General features: G+C 74.5%; 15 protein-coding genes. 10 read left to right on the plus strand and 5 right to left on the minus strand.

What is annotated here, in order from left to right:
- Positions 1 to 23: 23 nt before the first annotated feature.
- From IF19_RS0124195 to rpmG, 4 genes are all read right to left on the minus strand, one after another.
- The gene (locus IF19_RS0124195) at positions 24 to 1,661 is read right to left on the minus strand and encodes an MFS transporter (RefSeq protein WP_030276909.1); all 1,638 of its coding nucleotides are present in this window, start codon (positions 1,659 to 1,661) and stop codon (positions 24 to 26) included.
- A 150-nt stretch (positions 1,662 to 1,811) separates the two neighbouring features.
- On the minus strand, positions 1,812 to 2,966 hold the full coding sequence (locus IF19_RS0124200; RefSeq protein ID WP_030118430.1) for a CobW family GTP-binding protein: 1,155 nt from the start codon (positions 2,964 to 2,966) through the stop codon (positions 1,812 to 1,814).
- Positions 2,963 to 3,217 (minus strand): type B 50S ribosomal protein L31, encoded by a 255-nt coding sequence (locus IF19_RS0124205; RefSeq protein ID WP_030118431.1) that lies wholly within the window; start codon positions 3,215 to 3,217, stop codon positions 2,963 to 2,965. The genes IF19_RS0124200 and IF19_RS0124205 overlap by 4 nt, the downstream gene beginning before the upstream one ends.
- 66 nt (positions 3,218 to 3,283) lie before the next feature.
- The gene (gene rpmG / locus IF19_RS0124210; RefSeq protein ID WP_030118432.1) at positions 3,284 to 3,448 is read right to left on the minus strand and encodes a 50S ribosomal protein L33; all 165 of its coding nucleotides are present in this window, start codon (positions 3,446 to 3,448) and stop codon (positions 3,284 to 3,286) included.
- A 70-nt stretch (positions 3,449 to 3,518) separates the two neighbouring features.
- Here rpmG and rpmB point away from each other — a divergent pair, with 70 nt between their 5' ends.
- Together rpmB and rpsN are read left to right on the plus strand one after the other, a co-directional pair.
- Positions 3,519 to 3,755 (plus strand): 50S ribosomal protein L28, encoded by a 237-nt coding sequence (rpmB, locus tag IF19_RS0124215; protein WP_030118433.1) that lies wholly within the window; start codon positions 3,519 to 3,521, stop codon positions 3,753 to 3,755.
- The gene (gene rpsN / locus IF19_RS0124220) at positions 3,755 to 4,060 is read left to right on the plus strand and encodes a 30S ribosomal protein S14 (protein WP_030118434.1); all 306 of its coding nucleotides are present in this window, start codon (positions 3,755 to 3,757) and stop codon (positions 4,058 to 4,060) included. Before rpmB ends, rpsN begins: the two co-directional genes overlap by 1 nt.
- A 67-nt stretch (positions 4,061 to 4,127) precedes the next feature.
- Here rpsN and IF19_RS0124225 read toward each other — a convergent pair whose 3' ends face one another.
- Positions 4,128 to 5,405 carry a hypothetical protein gene (locus IF19_RS0124225; protein ID WP_030276911.1) on the minus strand — a complete coding sequence of 426 codons (1,278 nt, stop codon included), beginning with the start codon at positions 5,403 to 5,405 and terminating at the stop codon, positions 4,128 to 4,130.
- Positions 5,406 to 5,596: 191 nt separating this feature from the next.
- On the opposite strand from IF19_RS0124225, the gene IF19_RS0124230 reads away from it, so the two are divergent.
- The 8 genes from IF19_RS0124230 to IF19_RS0124265 all read left to right on the plus strand — a co-directional run bounded on the left by IF19_RS0124230 (position 5,597) and on the right by IF19_RS0124265 (position 14,016).
- A complete protein-coding gene (locus IF19_RS0124230) occupies positions 5,597 to 6,595 on the plus strand; it encodes an ABC transporter substrate-binding protein (protein WP_030118438.1) in 999 nt (332 codons plus the stop codon).
- Positions 6,592 to 7,668, plus strand: a complete 1,077-nt coding sequence (locus IF19_RS0124235) for a FecCD family ABC transporter permease (RefSeq protein ID WP_030118439.1) — start codon at positions 6,592 to 6,594, stop codon at positions 7,666 to 7,668. Before IF19_RS0124230 ends, IF19_RS0124235 begins: the two co-directional genes overlap by 4 nt.
- 89 nt (positions 7,669 to 7,757) lie before the next feature.
- The gene (locus IF19_RS0124240) at positions 7,758 to 8,753 is read left to right on the plus strand and encodes a FecCD family ABC transporter permease (RefSeq protein ID WP_234313235.1); all 996 of its coding nucleotides are present in this window, start codon (positions 7,758 to 7,760) and stop codon (positions 8,751 to 8,753) included.
- Between the two features lie 27 nt (positions 8,754 to 8,780).
- Complete coding sequence (locus IF19_RS0124245) at positions 8,781 to 9,692, plus strand: ABC transporter ATP-binding protein (protein ID WP_234313236.1); 912 nt, start codon at positions 8,781 to 8,783, stop codon at positions 9,690 to 9,692.
- Between the two features lie 68 nt (positions 9,693 to 9,760).
- The gene (gene amiA, locus IF19_RS1000000138425) at positions 9,761 to 9,895 is read left to right on the plus strand and encodes a streptamidine family RiPP (protein WP_006129278.1); all 135 of its coding nucleotides are present in this window, start codon (positions 9,761 to 9,763) and stop codon (positions 9,893 to 9,895) included.
- A 127-nt stretch (positions 9,896 to 10,022) separates the two neighbouring features.
- The gene (locus tag IF19_RS0124255; protein ID WP_030118442.1) at positions 10,023 to 10,964 is read left to right on the plus strand and encodes a hypothetical protein; all 942 of its coding nucleotides are present in this window, start codon (positions 10,023 to 10,025) and stop codon (positions 10,962 to 10,964) included.
- On the plus strand, positions 10,961 to 12,556 hold the full coding sequence (locus IF19_RS0124260; protein ID WP_030276913.1) for a CocE/NonD family hydrolase: 1,596 nt from the start codon (positions 10,961 to 10,963) through the stop codon (positions 12,554 to 12,556). Before IF19_RS0124255 ends, IF19_RS0124260 begins: the two co-directional genes overlap by 4 nt.
- Positions 12,547 to 14,016, plus strand: a complete 1,470-nt coding sequence (locus IF19_RS0124265) for a YcaO-like family protein (RefSeq protein ID WP_078580465.1) — start codon at positions 12,547 to 12,549, stop codon at positions 14,014 to 14,016. Before IF19_RS0124260 ends, IF19_RS0124265 begins: the two co-directional genes overlap by 10 nt.
- Positions 14,017 to 14,020 lie beyond the last annotated feature (4 nt).

The raw sequence follows: 14,020 nt of genomic DNA on the forward strand, positions 1-14,020 counted from the left end.
GTCCGCCCGTCCGGCCCGGACCGTCAGCCTCCCGGCTTCACCGGGGGCCGCGTAGCCGCCTCCTCGGTCACCCGGGTCCCCGGATGGCGCAGCGAGACCAGGAAGGCGATGCCCAGGGCGATGGCCATCCCGTAGAACACCCACTGGTTCGCCTCGGCGAAATCCATCCGGATCGCCGGCATCGACTCCCGTACGGTGTCGGCCACGGACCCCGAACCCGTCGGTCCCCGGGAATCCGCCTGCCCGGTCACCGACTGTGCGACGGACTCCGCGATGCCGTGCGACTCGCCGTCCGGCACGCCCTTGTCCCGCAGGGTCCCGTCCACCTTGGTGATCGTCGTATGGGTGAGCATGGTGCCGTACACGGCCAGCCCGATACTGGCCGCGAAGTTCCGCACGGTCTGGGTGATACCGGTGACCTCGCCGTAGCTGGCGTCGATCGCCCGGTTCACCGCGTCCGTCGAGGCCGGGGCCAGCAGCAGGCCGATGCCCGCGCCGGCCATGGCCGCGTACAGCCACTGGTCGTGCATGGACAGCGTCGTCAGCTTCCCCGCCCACAGGGCGAACCCGACCGCGCCGAGCGCCGTGCCGAGCTTCATCGCGGGACGGGCCCCGCGCTTGTCGAGGATCCGGCCGCCCCACTGGGAGGCGAGCCCGAAGCCGATGAAGAAGTACAGGAGGTAGAGCGCGGCCTGGTTGGGCGAAGCGCTGAGCGAGACCTGCGCGTACACCGAGGCGAAGAAGAACACCGGGACGAACGCCATCATCGCGAAGAACAGCACGGCGTTGTCGACGCGGAACGCCAGGTCGCGGAAGACCCGCAGCTTGATCAGCGGGAAGCGGGCCCGCAGCTCGAACCGGCAGAAGACCGCCAGCACCAGCAGCCCGCCCGCGATGCAGACCCACGTGGCGACGGAGCCCCAGCCCCAGGTCGACGCCTGCTGCAGCCCCAGCACCGTCAGCCCCATGCCGACGGCGACCAGCACGGCCCCGGGCAGATCCAGCGGTTCGCGCCGGGCCCGGTCCGGAATGCGGGCCAGCAGCGCCAGGACGATCGCGATGACGGCGACCGGCACGTTGACCCAGAAGATCGCCCGCCAGGTCCACGCGGTGAGCCAGCCGCCCAGCAGGGGGCCGATCGCGGTCAGCGCGCCGGACACCCCGAAGAACAGGGCCAGCGCCCGCCCGCGCCGCTCCACCGGGAACACGGCGATGACCACGGCGAGCGCGGCGGGGAACATCAGCGCCGCGCCGACGCCCTGGACGGCCCGGAAGCCGATCAGCCACGCCTGGGCGACGTCCCCGGACGGCACGGCGCCGCAGAGCGCGGAGGCGATGACGAAGACCAGGGTGCCGATCAGCATCACGCGGCGGTGCCCGAAGATGTCGGACAATCGCCCGCCCAGCGCGAAGAAGGCGGCCAGCGTCAGCAGATAGGCGTTGACGACCCACTGCATCTGCGAGGAGGTGAGCCCGAGTTCGTCGATGATGTCCGGAGCGGCGATCGCCACGATGGTCTGATCGATGAACGTCATCGACACGGCGAACAGCATGGCGGCGAGAGCGAGGCCCTGATGCGGCGGGCCTCCCCGCCGGCCCGCCGTTCCCGTGCCCGACGACGCCGGACCGGAGGCGCCCTCTCCGGGAGTGTCTCTGCCCATACCTCCATCGTCACCGCGCCGCCACCGTGTCGCACCCCGAGCCGACAGGGCCCCGCATCGCCACGACCCCGTTCGTACGCGCGTCGCGGGTGTCGCGAGGGGCCGGGCCGCCACGAGGGTCATGTGCCGGGCGCGGGACCCGGCGGGCGGTCAGCGCACCGGGTCGAGGAAGACGTCGAACGCGGCCGGCAGCCTCTTCCACCCCTCTCGGCCCGATCCGAACTCCTCGTCCGTGAGCAGGCAGGAGTCCAGCAGTCCGGTCAGCCCCTCGCGGTCGAGGCCGGGGGAGACGAAGACCAGGTGCTGGCAGCGGTCGCCGTGCTCGGGATGCCAGTCCAGCGCCGCGGCCGCCCGCCGGTAGGGCGGCACCATCGACCAGGCGGCGTCCGGCAGGGAGGCGAGCCAGGGCCCGGTGTTCTCCACGCAGAGCGCCCCGCCCGCCGCGTCCCAGGAGAGCAGCGTGTCGGGCCGGTCGGCCAGCCAGAACCGTCCCCGGCTGCGGGCGGCGGCACAGCTCACCTCCTCCAGGGCGTCGAACAGGCGCCCCGGGTGGAAGGGCCGGTGCCGTCGCCAGACGAGCGTGGTGACCCCGGCCTCGTCCGCTTCCTGCGGGAGCAGCGCGCACGCGGGATGCTGTGCGGCGGCAGCCGCCTCCACGTCGAACCCGGCGAACGTGCATCGTGCCAAGTCGAGCGAGCCTGAGGTGAAGTGACGTGCCGTCGGGTTGAGCTGCCGGAGCAGCGCGCGGTCCTCCTCGTCGGCCGCCGGGTTCGGTGTCACGGCGAGCACGGGCGCGTACTCCACCTGCCGGGCCCAGGTGTCGCCGACCGTCCGCCGGTCGGTGGCCGCCGCGGCCAGCCCCGCCTCGGCGAGGTCGTCGCCGTTGGAGAGGCAGGGCAGGACGAGTGCGGGGTCGACGGCCGCGAAGACATTGGTCACCTCGGCGGCCTCGGTGTGCGCGGCGATCACCTCGGCCATGGACCTCGGCTCCACGGAGTCCCAGAGCTCCAGGACGGCGAGCCGGGTGCGCCCGTCCCCCGCGAGCCGTTCGAGCTCGGGGACGAGGTCCTCGCGCAACGCGCAGCAGGCGCAGTCGTTCACGAGCCGTGCCTCATCGGACGCCAGCTCGCCGCCGGCGTCACGCAGCGAACGCCGGACCGTGCCGCCGCCGGCGCTCGACAGATCGTGGTGCAGGGCCACACTGTGCGGCACGTCCCGCAGCAGCCCCTCCACCACCTCGCGGCGCGCCTCGGCGTGCAGGCCGCAGACGATGACGACGGGCAGCTTCGCGCGGTGCGGGCTCACCGGGACTCACCGCGCCCGTAGCGCCGCTCGAAGCGCTCGACGCGTCCGGCGGTGTCCAGGACGCGGGCGGTGCCCGTGTAGAAGGGGTGGCTCGCGGAGGAGATCTCCACGTCGACCACGGGGTAGGTGTTGCCGTCCTCCCAGGTGATCGTGCGGGCGCTGGTCAGGGTCGAGCGGGTCAGGAACGCGAAGTCGGCGGCCTTGTCGCGGAAGACGACGGGGCCGTAGGCGGGGTGGATTCCGGGCTTCATGGCGATGTCCTCGGGATCGGGTCGGAGGCGCTGGAGTCGGGTGGGGTGGTGCGGGAGGGCCGGGCCTCAGCGCTCCTCGCGGAAGTCGACGTGGCGGCGGGCGACCGGGTCGAACTTGCGCAGCACCATCCGGTCGGGGTCGTTCCGCCGGTTCTTGCGCGTGACGTAGGTGTAGCCGGTGCCTGCCGTGGACCGGAGCTTGATGATCGGGCGTACTTCGTTGCGAGCCATGGGCGCTACTATATGGCAATGGTTTCCATTTTCAATAATGGACCGTTCCGTAGGAGAGGCAGGTTCTTCCATGTCCGCCCACTGTCAACTGACCGGCTCGAAGCCGGGATTCGGCAACAACATCTCCCACTCGCACCGCCGTACGTCCCGCAGGTTCGACCCGAACGTCCAGCGCAAGCGGTACTGGCTGCCGAGTGAGGGGCGCCACGTGCGTCTCACGCTGAGCGCCCGTGCGATCAGGACCATCGACGGCATCGGCATCGAAGCCGCAGTGGCGCGCATCCGGGCGCGGGGAGGGAAGGTCTGATGGCGAAGAAGAGCAAGATCGCGCAGAACGAGAAGCGGCGGGCGACCGTCGAACGGTACGCGGCCCGCAGGGCCGAGCTGAAGGAGATCATCCGGCGGCCCGGCACTCCGGAGGGTGAACGTGCCGCGGCTGTGGCGGAGTTGCGGCGTCAGCCGCGTGACGCCAGCGCCACCCGGGTCCGCAACCGCGACAGTGTGGACGGCAGGCCGCGCGGCTACCTCCGCGACTTCGGCCTCTCCCGCGTCCGGATGCGCGAGCAGGCCCACGCGGGGTTCCTGCCGGGGGTGACCAAGTCCTCCTGGTGAGCCAGGTCGCAAGGGGAGGCACGGGGCGGGCGGCGGCGCGACGTGGCCGCCGCCCGCCCCACCGGTCTCAGCGGCCCACCGGATCCGCGTGCGCCCCGTCCCCGGGGGTGACGAGGGCCAGGTGGCCGCCGTCGTCCAGCGGGGTAGGGACGGCCAGGGTTGTGACCTGCGCCCGGCGGTCCGCGTCGACGACGTGCACCTCCCCGTGGCCTCCCCGGCTCACCGCGATCAGGCCCGCGCCGGGTGAGGCGGCGACCGCTCGCCGCTGGACCCCGTCCCACGGCGTCCCGCCGGGCCGGGGCGCACCGGTCATGGCGGGCAGTGGCAGCCGAGCGCACACGTCCGGCCGGGCCTCGGCTTCCCGGGGCGCGGAGAGCAGGACGAGTTCGTCGCCGTCGGGGTGGATCCTGGTGTACGCGATGTGGCGAGCGGACACCGCGAGCCGGAAGACCAGCCCGGGGCCCAGCTCCAGGCGGCCCGTGGCCCCCGTGTCGAGCTGGTGCCACCAGGCGTCGTTGGACCACTCCGGCCACCGTCCCGGATCGCCCGAGCCGCCGCGCACGCAGGACCAGAGCATGCGCCGTACGGGATCGAGCCGCAGATAGTAGCCGCGGCCGCCGGATCGCCCGTCGGCGGACCACGGCAGCGGCGGTTCCGTCGTGAGCCCGTCGCCGTGCCGCCGTACGCGATGCACGCCCGAGCCCGCGGCGGCGAACACCCGCCCGGTGAGCGGGTCATGGGCGTCTCCGTGCCCGTCGTCGTCCGGCAGGGCGATCCGCCGGACCGGCTCCGCCCGCGGGCAGGACGGCGCCGAACTCATCAACTCGCCGTGTCGGAGGGTCAGCAGCTCGCCCGGTTCGCGGTGGCGCAGCACCACCTGGGGGGACGGCCCGCCGAGGACCGTGACGCCCGGCTCTCCGGTCCGTCCCCGGACGCGGACGGCGACCGCGCCGTCCGGGGCGGCGAGATCGACGGCCGTGAGCAGCCCGGTCCACGCCTCCTCGTTGCGCCCGAGGCCGGTGGTCACCGCGAGCAGCCGGCCCTCCGGGTCCGCCGCGAGATGCTCGGCCGGAACCGCGACCGGCACGCGCCGCCGTACCAGCCGGCGGCCCGCGTCCGGGCCGTAGGGATCGAGGATCAGCAGCTCGCCCGCCCGCTCGTCCACGCAGGCGACCAGGTCGCCGGGGAGGGCGAGGAAGCCGGCGTGCTCGGAGAGGTGCCGGTGGTTCACCTCCGCCCGCTCGGTGCCGTCGGGGAGATCCAGCAGGCTGATCCGCCCGGCGACGTGGTCGGAGACCAGCAGCCGTGGGGCCGGGGCGGCGTCGGGGGACACGGGGTGCGGCATGGCGAACTCCTGGGGTGCGCGGGGGCGGTGGTGCTGCGGTGGGCGACGGGTTCCGGGCCGTCCCGCAGCGCGCTTTATTGGAAATGATAATCATGTGTAGAGTTTCGGCTCGTGGCGGGGGAACGCTCCCGGGCTCCGCCGCCGTCGCTGTCGCATGCCCGGGACCGCAAGAGAACGTTGAGGGACCGCCGATGCCACGAACCGCGCTGAGAGTTCGCCGATGGGTCGCGATCGCCGTACTGGGGGGCCTGTTGGCCGGCTGCGGCACCGAGGAGGCCGACTCCGGGAAGGGCGGCCGCACGGGGGCCGCCGCTCCGGGCGGCGGAGCCGCTGACCGCACCGCGACGGACGTGCGGCCCATCGAGGCCGCCACCCGGATCACCGACGCCAAGGGCGTCACGGTCTCCCTGCCGAAGCCGCCCGAGAAGATCGTCTGCCTGGTCGCCCTCTGCGACGACATCCTCGCCGAGCTGGGCATGACCCCCACCGCCACCAACTCCCGGCTGCTGGCGCACCCGCGCTTCCTCGGCAAGGAGAAGGCGGAGAGGATACCGGCCGTTCCCGGGGGCTTCCTCAGCCCCGAGGTCGAGGCGATCCTCTCCCACCGGCCCGACCTGGTCATCGGCCTGGAGGACACGCACGGCAAGCTGGCTCCCGCGCTGAAGGGCGCCACGGTCTTCTGGCCCGTCCAGCCGGGCTCCTGGCAGGACAGCGTCGGCTACCTCCGGAACCTCGCCGCGCTCACCGGCCGCACACAACAGGGCGAGAAGGCGGAAGGGGAATTCCGGACCCGCCTGGCACGGGCGGAGAAGGAGAGGAGCGAGGGGACCGCGCTGATCGTCTTCGGCAGCGACGAGAACTTCGGCGTCGCCACCCCGGAGACCGACGTGGCGGCCGGCCTCTTCCCGAAGATCTCCCACTACCCCTGGAAGAGCCGTGGCGTGGACGGCAGTTACAGCCTGGAGGAGATCCTCGCCCGGGACGTCGACGTCCTCTTCGTGGAGACCCTGTCCTTCGGCGCACCGGACGGCAAGCTCTCCGACAAGCTGGCGGAGAACCCTCTCTGGTCCCGTATCCCCGCGGTGCGCAACGGCAAGGTCATCGAGGTCGACTCGGAGGTGTGGGCCAAGGGGCGCGGCACCCGCTCCCTGGGGATCGTCCTCGACGAGGCGACGGCCGCACTGCGGTGAGGCGGCCGTCCGCGGCGCTCGTCTGCCTGGGCGCGGCGGCCCTGGCGGGCGCGGTCTGCGCGCTCAGCCTCGGCACGCCGTACGTCCCGCCGGCCGCTCTTCCGGCGACGCTGGGGGACGACGGGCTCGCAGGGGTCGTCGTCACCGAACTCCGGCTTCCGCGCATGGTGCTGGCACTGGTCGCCGGCGCCTGCCTGGGCGCGGCGGGACTCGTCCTCCAGGAGGCGCTCCGCAACCCGCTGGCGGTGCCCGAGATGCTGGGGGTGTCGTCGGGCGCCGCGCTGGGCGTCGCCGCACCGCTCGTTCTGACGCTGTCCGTCCCGCTCGGACTGCAGCCGTTCCTCGCGCTGGGCGGGGCCGCGCTCGGCGGACTGCTCACCCTGGTCGCCGCCGGATTCGGCCGGAGCCCCTCGGCGGTGCTGCTGACCGGGGCCGCCGTCGCCGCCGCGCTCCAGGCTGCCCTGCTGGTGCTCATGGTGATGGCCGACCAGCTCGACCTCCAGCTCATCTACCGCTATCTGCTGGGGAGTCTGTCCGCCCGCACCTGGGACGACGTCACCGGACTGCTGCCCTGGCTGGCCGCGGCCGTCCCGGCGCTGGTGCTGTGCGTGCCCGTACTCGGCGTCCTGCGACTCGGCGACGACGACGCCCGCGCACTCGGCGTACGGGTGGAACGGGCCCGGGTGGCCGCCCTGGGCATCGTCGTCGTCCTCATCGCGCCCGTCGTCGCCGTCTGCGGCCCGGTGGCCTGGGTCGGCTTCCTCGCCCCGCACCTGGCCCGCCGCCTGCGCCCGGACGGCGGCGCGGCGGGGTGGCTCGTCCGGTCCGCCGTGTGCGGTGCGGTCGTCGTGCTCTGCGCCGACCAGCCCGCCCGGCTGGCGCTCGCCCCGGTCGAGACGCCCGTCGGCGCGTGGACGGCCCTGGTCGGGGTCCCGGCCGGGGTGGCGCTGCTGAAGTGGGGGAGCCGCCCCGCCCGGAAGCGGGGGCGGAACGCCGCTGCCGCACCGGACGTCCCCGCGGCCCTCCCGGGTACCGCCCTGCCCGCCCCCGTCCTCCGGAAGGCGGAACGATGACCCCCTCCGACACCCTGACCGAGCGGCCCGCCCGTGCTCGGCACCGCGCGCGCCGCGCACTCCGGGTGCTCCGGGCGCCAGGCGTCCGGATGGGCGTTCTGGCCCTGCTGCTCGCCGTGGTGGCCTGCGCCGGCCTGCTGGCGGGCCGGGGCGTCACGCCCGGTGGCGTACGGGCCGTGCTGCTCGGGGCCGCCGACGATCCGACGGCCGAACACATCGTGCTCCAGCTGCGGCTGCCCCGGCTGCTGGTGGCGCTGGTCGCCGGCGCCTGCCTGGGGGTCGCGGGCCTGGTGCTGCAGTCCGCGCTGCGCAACCCGCTGGCGGGCCCCGAGGTCACCGGCGTCACGCCCGGCGCGGTGCTCGGCGCGGTGACCGCGACCGGGCTCGGTCTCGCGGGATGGGATTCCCCCACGGCCGTGGTCGTGGCGGCCTGCCTCGGTGGCTTCGCCGGAGCGGGGCTGCTCTGGCTGCTCACCGGGCGGGACCGGGGCGACCCCGAGCGGACCGCCGTGTACGGGGTCCTCGTCTCGGCGGTGCTCGCCGGGCTCACCGCCGTCGTCCTCCTGGTGGCCCCCGGTGAACTCGGCAGCGTCGTCCAGTGGTTGATCGGATCCACCGAGGGCCGGGTGTGGCAGCACTGGAATCTGCTCTGGCCGTGGGCGCTCCTCTGGGGCGCGGCGGCGTGGCTGCTCGCCGGTCCGCTGACGCTGCTGCGCTGCGGTGACGAGCAGGCGTCCGCGGCCGGGCTCGCCACGGGCCGGGGGCGGGGCGCGGCGCTCGTGTGCGCGGTGGCGCTGACGGCCGGGGCCGTCTCGGCGGTGGGCGCGCTCGGCTTCGTGGGACTGCTCGTGCCCCATCTGGCACTGGCCGTCTTCGGGGCCGACCTGCGGGTCACCGTGCCGGGCGCGGCGCTGCTCGGGGCGGTGGTGGTGGGCGGCGCGGACGCAGCCGCCCAACTGCTGTCCCGGCTGCTGTCCAGTGCCCTCGACGCCGACCGGCTGACCTTGCCGGTCGGCGCCCTGACCACCTGTGTGGGGGCGGGGCTGCTGCTGGCCGTGGCGCGACGACGGGCCGACGAGCGATGAGGGAGAGAGCGGATGGAGAACGCTGACATGTCCGACGGAGCGGCCGGGGGCGTCGGTGCGAGCCCGGTACGGCCGCCCCGGCTCCCGGCGGATCCGGGGGCCGGGGAGCGGGGCGGCCCGGAAGTGGTCCGTGCCGAGGGGCTGTCCTTCGGCTACCCGGGACGCACGGTGCTGCGCGGGGTGGACCTCGCCTTCCGGGCCGGCGAACTGGTCGCCCTGATCGGGCTGAACGGCTGCGGGAAGAGCACCTTCCTCAAACTCGCCGCAGGACTGCTCACGCCGAGCGCCGGGCGCGTCCTGCTCGAGGGCGACGACGTGGCGCGGCTGTCGCGCCGCACCGCCGCCCGACGCGTGGCGCTGCTCCACCAAGCGGCACCGGCGGTACCGGGGCTGACGGTGCGACAGCTCGTACGACAGGGTCGCTACGCCGCCCGGGGGCCACTCGGGATGTTGCGGGAGGGCGATGACGACGTGACCTCGCGAGCCCTCGCGGACGTGGGCGTCACCGGCTGGGCCGACCGCCCGGTGGACGCGCTGTCCGGCGGGGAGCGCCAGCGTGTCCGCCTCGCCATGGCGCTGGCCCAGGACGCCCGGCTGCTGTTCCTCGACGAGCCGACCACGTACCTCGATCTGCGTCACCAACTGGAGGTGCTGCAGACGGTCGTACGGCTGCGCGCGGAACGCCGGCTGACGGTGGTGATGGTGCTCCACGACCTCAACCACGCCGCCCGGTTCGCCGATCGCATCGTCGCCCTGCGCGACGGGCGCGTCGCTGCGGACGGCTCTCCGGCAGAGGTGGTGACGCGTCGGCTGCTGGCCGAAGTCCTCGGCGTGGAGGGGCGGGTGGGGATCGACGGCGAGGGCGGGTGGCCCGTCTGTTACCCAGATCACCCTCTCGACTCGTTCCAGCTATTGCGGAATGAAAATCATATTCATTAGTGTCTGTGGTGCGGCGGAGAACATCGCCGCGAACGACACCCATCCGATCTGAATGGAGGCTTCAACTCATGGAGCAGAACAAGGTGTTCAGCCCGATCGCCGACCAGGGCCAGCTCGCCCACCTCTCCGCCACCCACTCGAACGCCCTCGTCGAGAACCCCTTCGACGACGCCGTCGAGGCCGACACCGCGGCCGAGAAGTAAGCGAGACCTGCCGCTGACGGCAGCTTCCCCGCACAGTGCGGGCGGGCCCGCCCGGTGAGATTCCGGACGGGCCCGTCCCGTTCACCGCTCCATCCGCTCCCCGCCCCGCCTTCCGTTCGGAGGATTCGTGACCCGCAGTCGACTGGCTCCCGGCGCCGGGATCGTCACCGTTCCCGGTGCCGGCCCCGTACTCCGTTCTCCGGAAGGGGAGTTCCTGCGCATCGACACCGGAGGCGTCGACGGCGACGTCCTGGCGCGCCGGCTCACCGGGCAGGCGGAAGCGGCTTCGGGAGATCCGCACGATGACCGTCTCCACCGGCTGATCGAGGCGTTCGAGGCCGGCGGGTACGCGGTGGCCTCCTCGCCCCGGCCGCCGCTCAGCGGTCGCGTCGTGCACGTCCTGGGCGACCCCGTGCTGACGGAGCCCCTGGCCCGTTGCGTACGCGGGGAAGGGGCGGACGTCCGCCCGATCACCCCGGACGGTGTGGCGGAGCTCGCCCTGGCGGGCCCGGACGACGAGCACGCGGAGGGACACGTCGCGGTGGTGTGGTGCCTCGACTCGCCCGCGGCCGAAGGGATCTGGGATGCCGCCGACCGGCTCCCGGACCATCGCGTCGCCTGGCTGCGCTGCCACCGCGAGGGGGCCCACGTCTGGACCGAGCCTCTCGCCGCGGCCCCCGGAGACGTCTCCTCCCGCCACGTCCGGCTCCGCAGACTCGCGGCTACCCCGGCCCACCGGGAACTCGCCGCGTACTGGGCCGGGCACCGCACCCCCGACACCGGACCACGCCCCACGGCCGCCTCCGCCGCGCTGATCGCCGCACTCCTCACCGCAGACCTGATCGCCTGGGCGGGTGCGAAAGCGCATGCGGACGCGGAGGCCCGGGAAGGCTCCGGACCGGTGCGCCGTGCCGGCCTTCCGCCCCGTCGGCGGCTGCGCCGCATCGACCTGCGCGATCTCACCGTCACCGAGCACCCCGCGCTGCCCGTCCCGGACGTCGCACCGCTGCCGACCGGGGGCCGCCCGGGCCCGCGCGCCGGGAACGGCGCCGGGACGGCCCGCTCATGAAGACCCGTACGGTGTACGTCCCCACGCCGGACGGCACCGCGCTCGCCACCGACATCTGCCTGCCGGACGGCCCCCACCCCTGCCCCGCCGTCCTCATCAGAACCCCCTACGGGCGGGGTGCCCACCGCGCCGAGTCGCGCGGCTGGGCGGCGCACGGATACGCGGTCCTCGTCCAGGACGTGCGGGGCCGCCACGGTTCGCCGGGGGAGTGGCAGCCCTACGGGGAGCACGAGGGGCCGGACGGAACCGCCGCCATCGCCTGGGTGCGCTCCCAGCCGTGGAGCAACGGCGAGGTCGTCGCGGCCGGAGCCTCGTACGCCGCGTACTGCGCCCTCGTCCCCGCGCTCACCGGGCCCGACGACCGGCGGCCGGGTGCGCGGCCGGGAGAGGCCCACCGCGACGGCGGTCCCGACGCCGTCATCGCCGCCGTTCCCGCGCTCGGACTCGTCGAAACGGCGCGGGAGCCCGGCGGCCCGGAACGGCTGTGGGCCCGCGCCGGCTGGTGGGCCGCCCACGGCGACCGCCGCGACTCCGAGCCGGACGCGCTGAGCCGCGCCCTGGCGAGCGACCCCCGCCTTCTCGAACACCTCCCCGTGGCCCGCGTGTCGGAGCGGCTGGCCGAGGGGCTGGGGCGTGAACTGCCGTCGTGGCCCCGTCTCTGGACCGGCCGCGACCGGGGGCGACTGTCCGATGCCGGCTCCTCGTCACGGCTGCCGCTGCTCGCGGTGGGCGGCACCCGCGACCCCTTCGCCGACGACACCGTCGCGCTGTGGCGCGGGTGGGGCGGACCGGCCCGACTGCTGCTCGGCCCGTGGGGCCACCACCTCACCGCCGACCCGACCGCACCGTCCCGCGCTCACGTCAACCTCGGTGCGCTGTACGTACGGTGGGCCCGGGCCGCGCTCGCCGGGCGACTGGAACCACGCCCGCGTGGGGTCATCGCCCTGGGCGGCAGCGGCCGTTGGCACCGCGTGACCGGGACGGAACCCACGCCCGGCCCCTCCGAGCCGCGTCGACCGGAGGCGGCGGTGCGCTGGCCCTTCGGCTCACGCACCGGACTGCGACTGCTCCACGGTGCGGAGTTCACCGCCCACCCGGACCGACCCGTGCGCTCCGACGACCTCACCGTCCCGGCAGACCGCGAACGGCCCGACCGGTGCCTGCTCGTCTCGCCGCCCCTGGCCCGCCCGCTCGATCTCGCCGGGCCGGCCGTCGCCCGACTCCACGTCACGGCCGACACGCCCTCGGCCGACTGGGCCGTCCGCCTGACCACGCTCGACCCCGCTGGCCGCGCCCAGCCCCTGGCCTTCGGCATCGTCCGCCGGACCGACCCGCCCGGCCGGGCGGCGGACATCACCGTGCCGCTCGGCACGCTGGGCCGCCGCCTTCCCGCCGGGACCCGCCTGCGGGCCGAGGTCACCGGACACCACTTCCCCGCCCACGCCCGCAACCCGCACACCGGCGAGGACCCTGTCACCGCCACCAGGCTCGCCCCGTCCCACCGCACCGTGCACGCCCGGGGCAGCGCCCTCCACCTGCCCGTCGTCGCCCGACGCCGCTATGTCGAGCCCGTACCGGAGATATGCCGTTGACCCGCACCGGAACAGAACCGCTGACCCGCAGCGAAGCAGAGCCGTCGACCCGCAGTGGAGCAGGGCCGTCGACCCGCAGCGGCGATGGGCCGTCGGTCGGCACCCTGCCCGTCGAAGCCCTCGTCGATCCCGTCAGCGGAATCGTCCGGGATGTCGCACCCGTCGAGCACCCCACCGGGGCACCGCCCCGCTACACCGCGATGACCGCCGACGTCGCCGACGCCCGCCGCCTCGGCGCTTGGCCCGCCGACCGGGTCTCGCTCGGCACGACGTTCGGCGACCGCGAGGGCGCGTGGATCGCCGCCGTCGCGGAGGCGGTGGAGCGCTACTGCGGCAACCGCGTCCCGCCGCCCGGGCATCCCCGGGCGCCCCGGCGGGCCACCGCCGCCGAGCTGGCCGCCGAGGGGCACCGCGTCTACGGACCCGGCTCCCTGCCGACGTACGCCTCCTGGCAGTACGGCCGCACGGGTTTCCCCTACGCCGAACTCACCCCGGACACACCGGCGCTGTGGACCCGCGCCACCGAGAACGGGCGGCCCTGCTGGGCCCCCGTCGCGCTGACCCACCTCAACTGGCGTCAGGGCGAGCTGCGTTCGCTGCCCCGCACCCACCACCTGAACTACGCGGGCATCGCGACCGGGCAGGGCCTGGACGACGCCGTCGAGCGCGGCCTCCTCGAAATCGTCGAACGCGACGCGCTGGAGCTGTGGTGGCACCTGGACGGGCCCACCCGGGGCATCGACCCCGCGACCGTACCCGGGCTCACCGATGATCTGGCCGGCTGTGCGCTGGACGTGCACATCGTGGAGATGCCCTCCGAGTTCGCCCCCTGCGTGGCGGCGCTCGTGCACGATCCCGAACGCGGCATATACGCGGCCGGGTTCGCCTGCCGGTACGACCCGGCGGAGGCGGCGCGCAAGGCCGTGCTGGAGGCCGTGCACACCTGGGTCTTCACCCAGGGCGCGGTGGACGCCGACGGATGGGTGTACCGGGCGATCGACGCCGGCATGCTCGCCCGCGGCCTCTACCTGGACCACAGGGCGGACCGGCGCTATCTCGACGACTGCGGAACGGATTTCGCCGCCGTACGCGACCTGGGCGCCCACGTCCAGGTCTGGCTGGACGACCGCATGGCCCCGCTCGCCCGCCGCTTCACCGCGCCCGCCCTCGGGGTTGTCCCGGTCGCCGCGGTGGAACCCGGCAGCCGGGCCGCCCTCGACGCGGCGCTCGCCGCCGGAGGCCACCGGGTGATCACGGCGGACCTCACCACGGAGGACGTCGCCGAGACCTCGCTGAGGGTCGCCCGGGTCCTCGTCTCCGGTCTCGTCCCCAACGCCCCGGCGGCCTTCGGCTACTTCGGCTGCCCGCGCTTCGCGGACGCCGCGCTCGACCGGGGCTGGCGCTCGCAACCGCCCACCGGACCCGAGGACTTCACCCTCGCCCCGCCCCCGCACATGTGAAGGA

Origin of the sequence: Streptomyces californicus (assembly GCF_000717645.1) — a bacterium.
GTDB classification, from domain to species: Bacteria; Actinomycetota; Actinomycetes; order Streptomycetales; family Streptomycetaceae; genus Streptomyces; species Streptomyces californicus.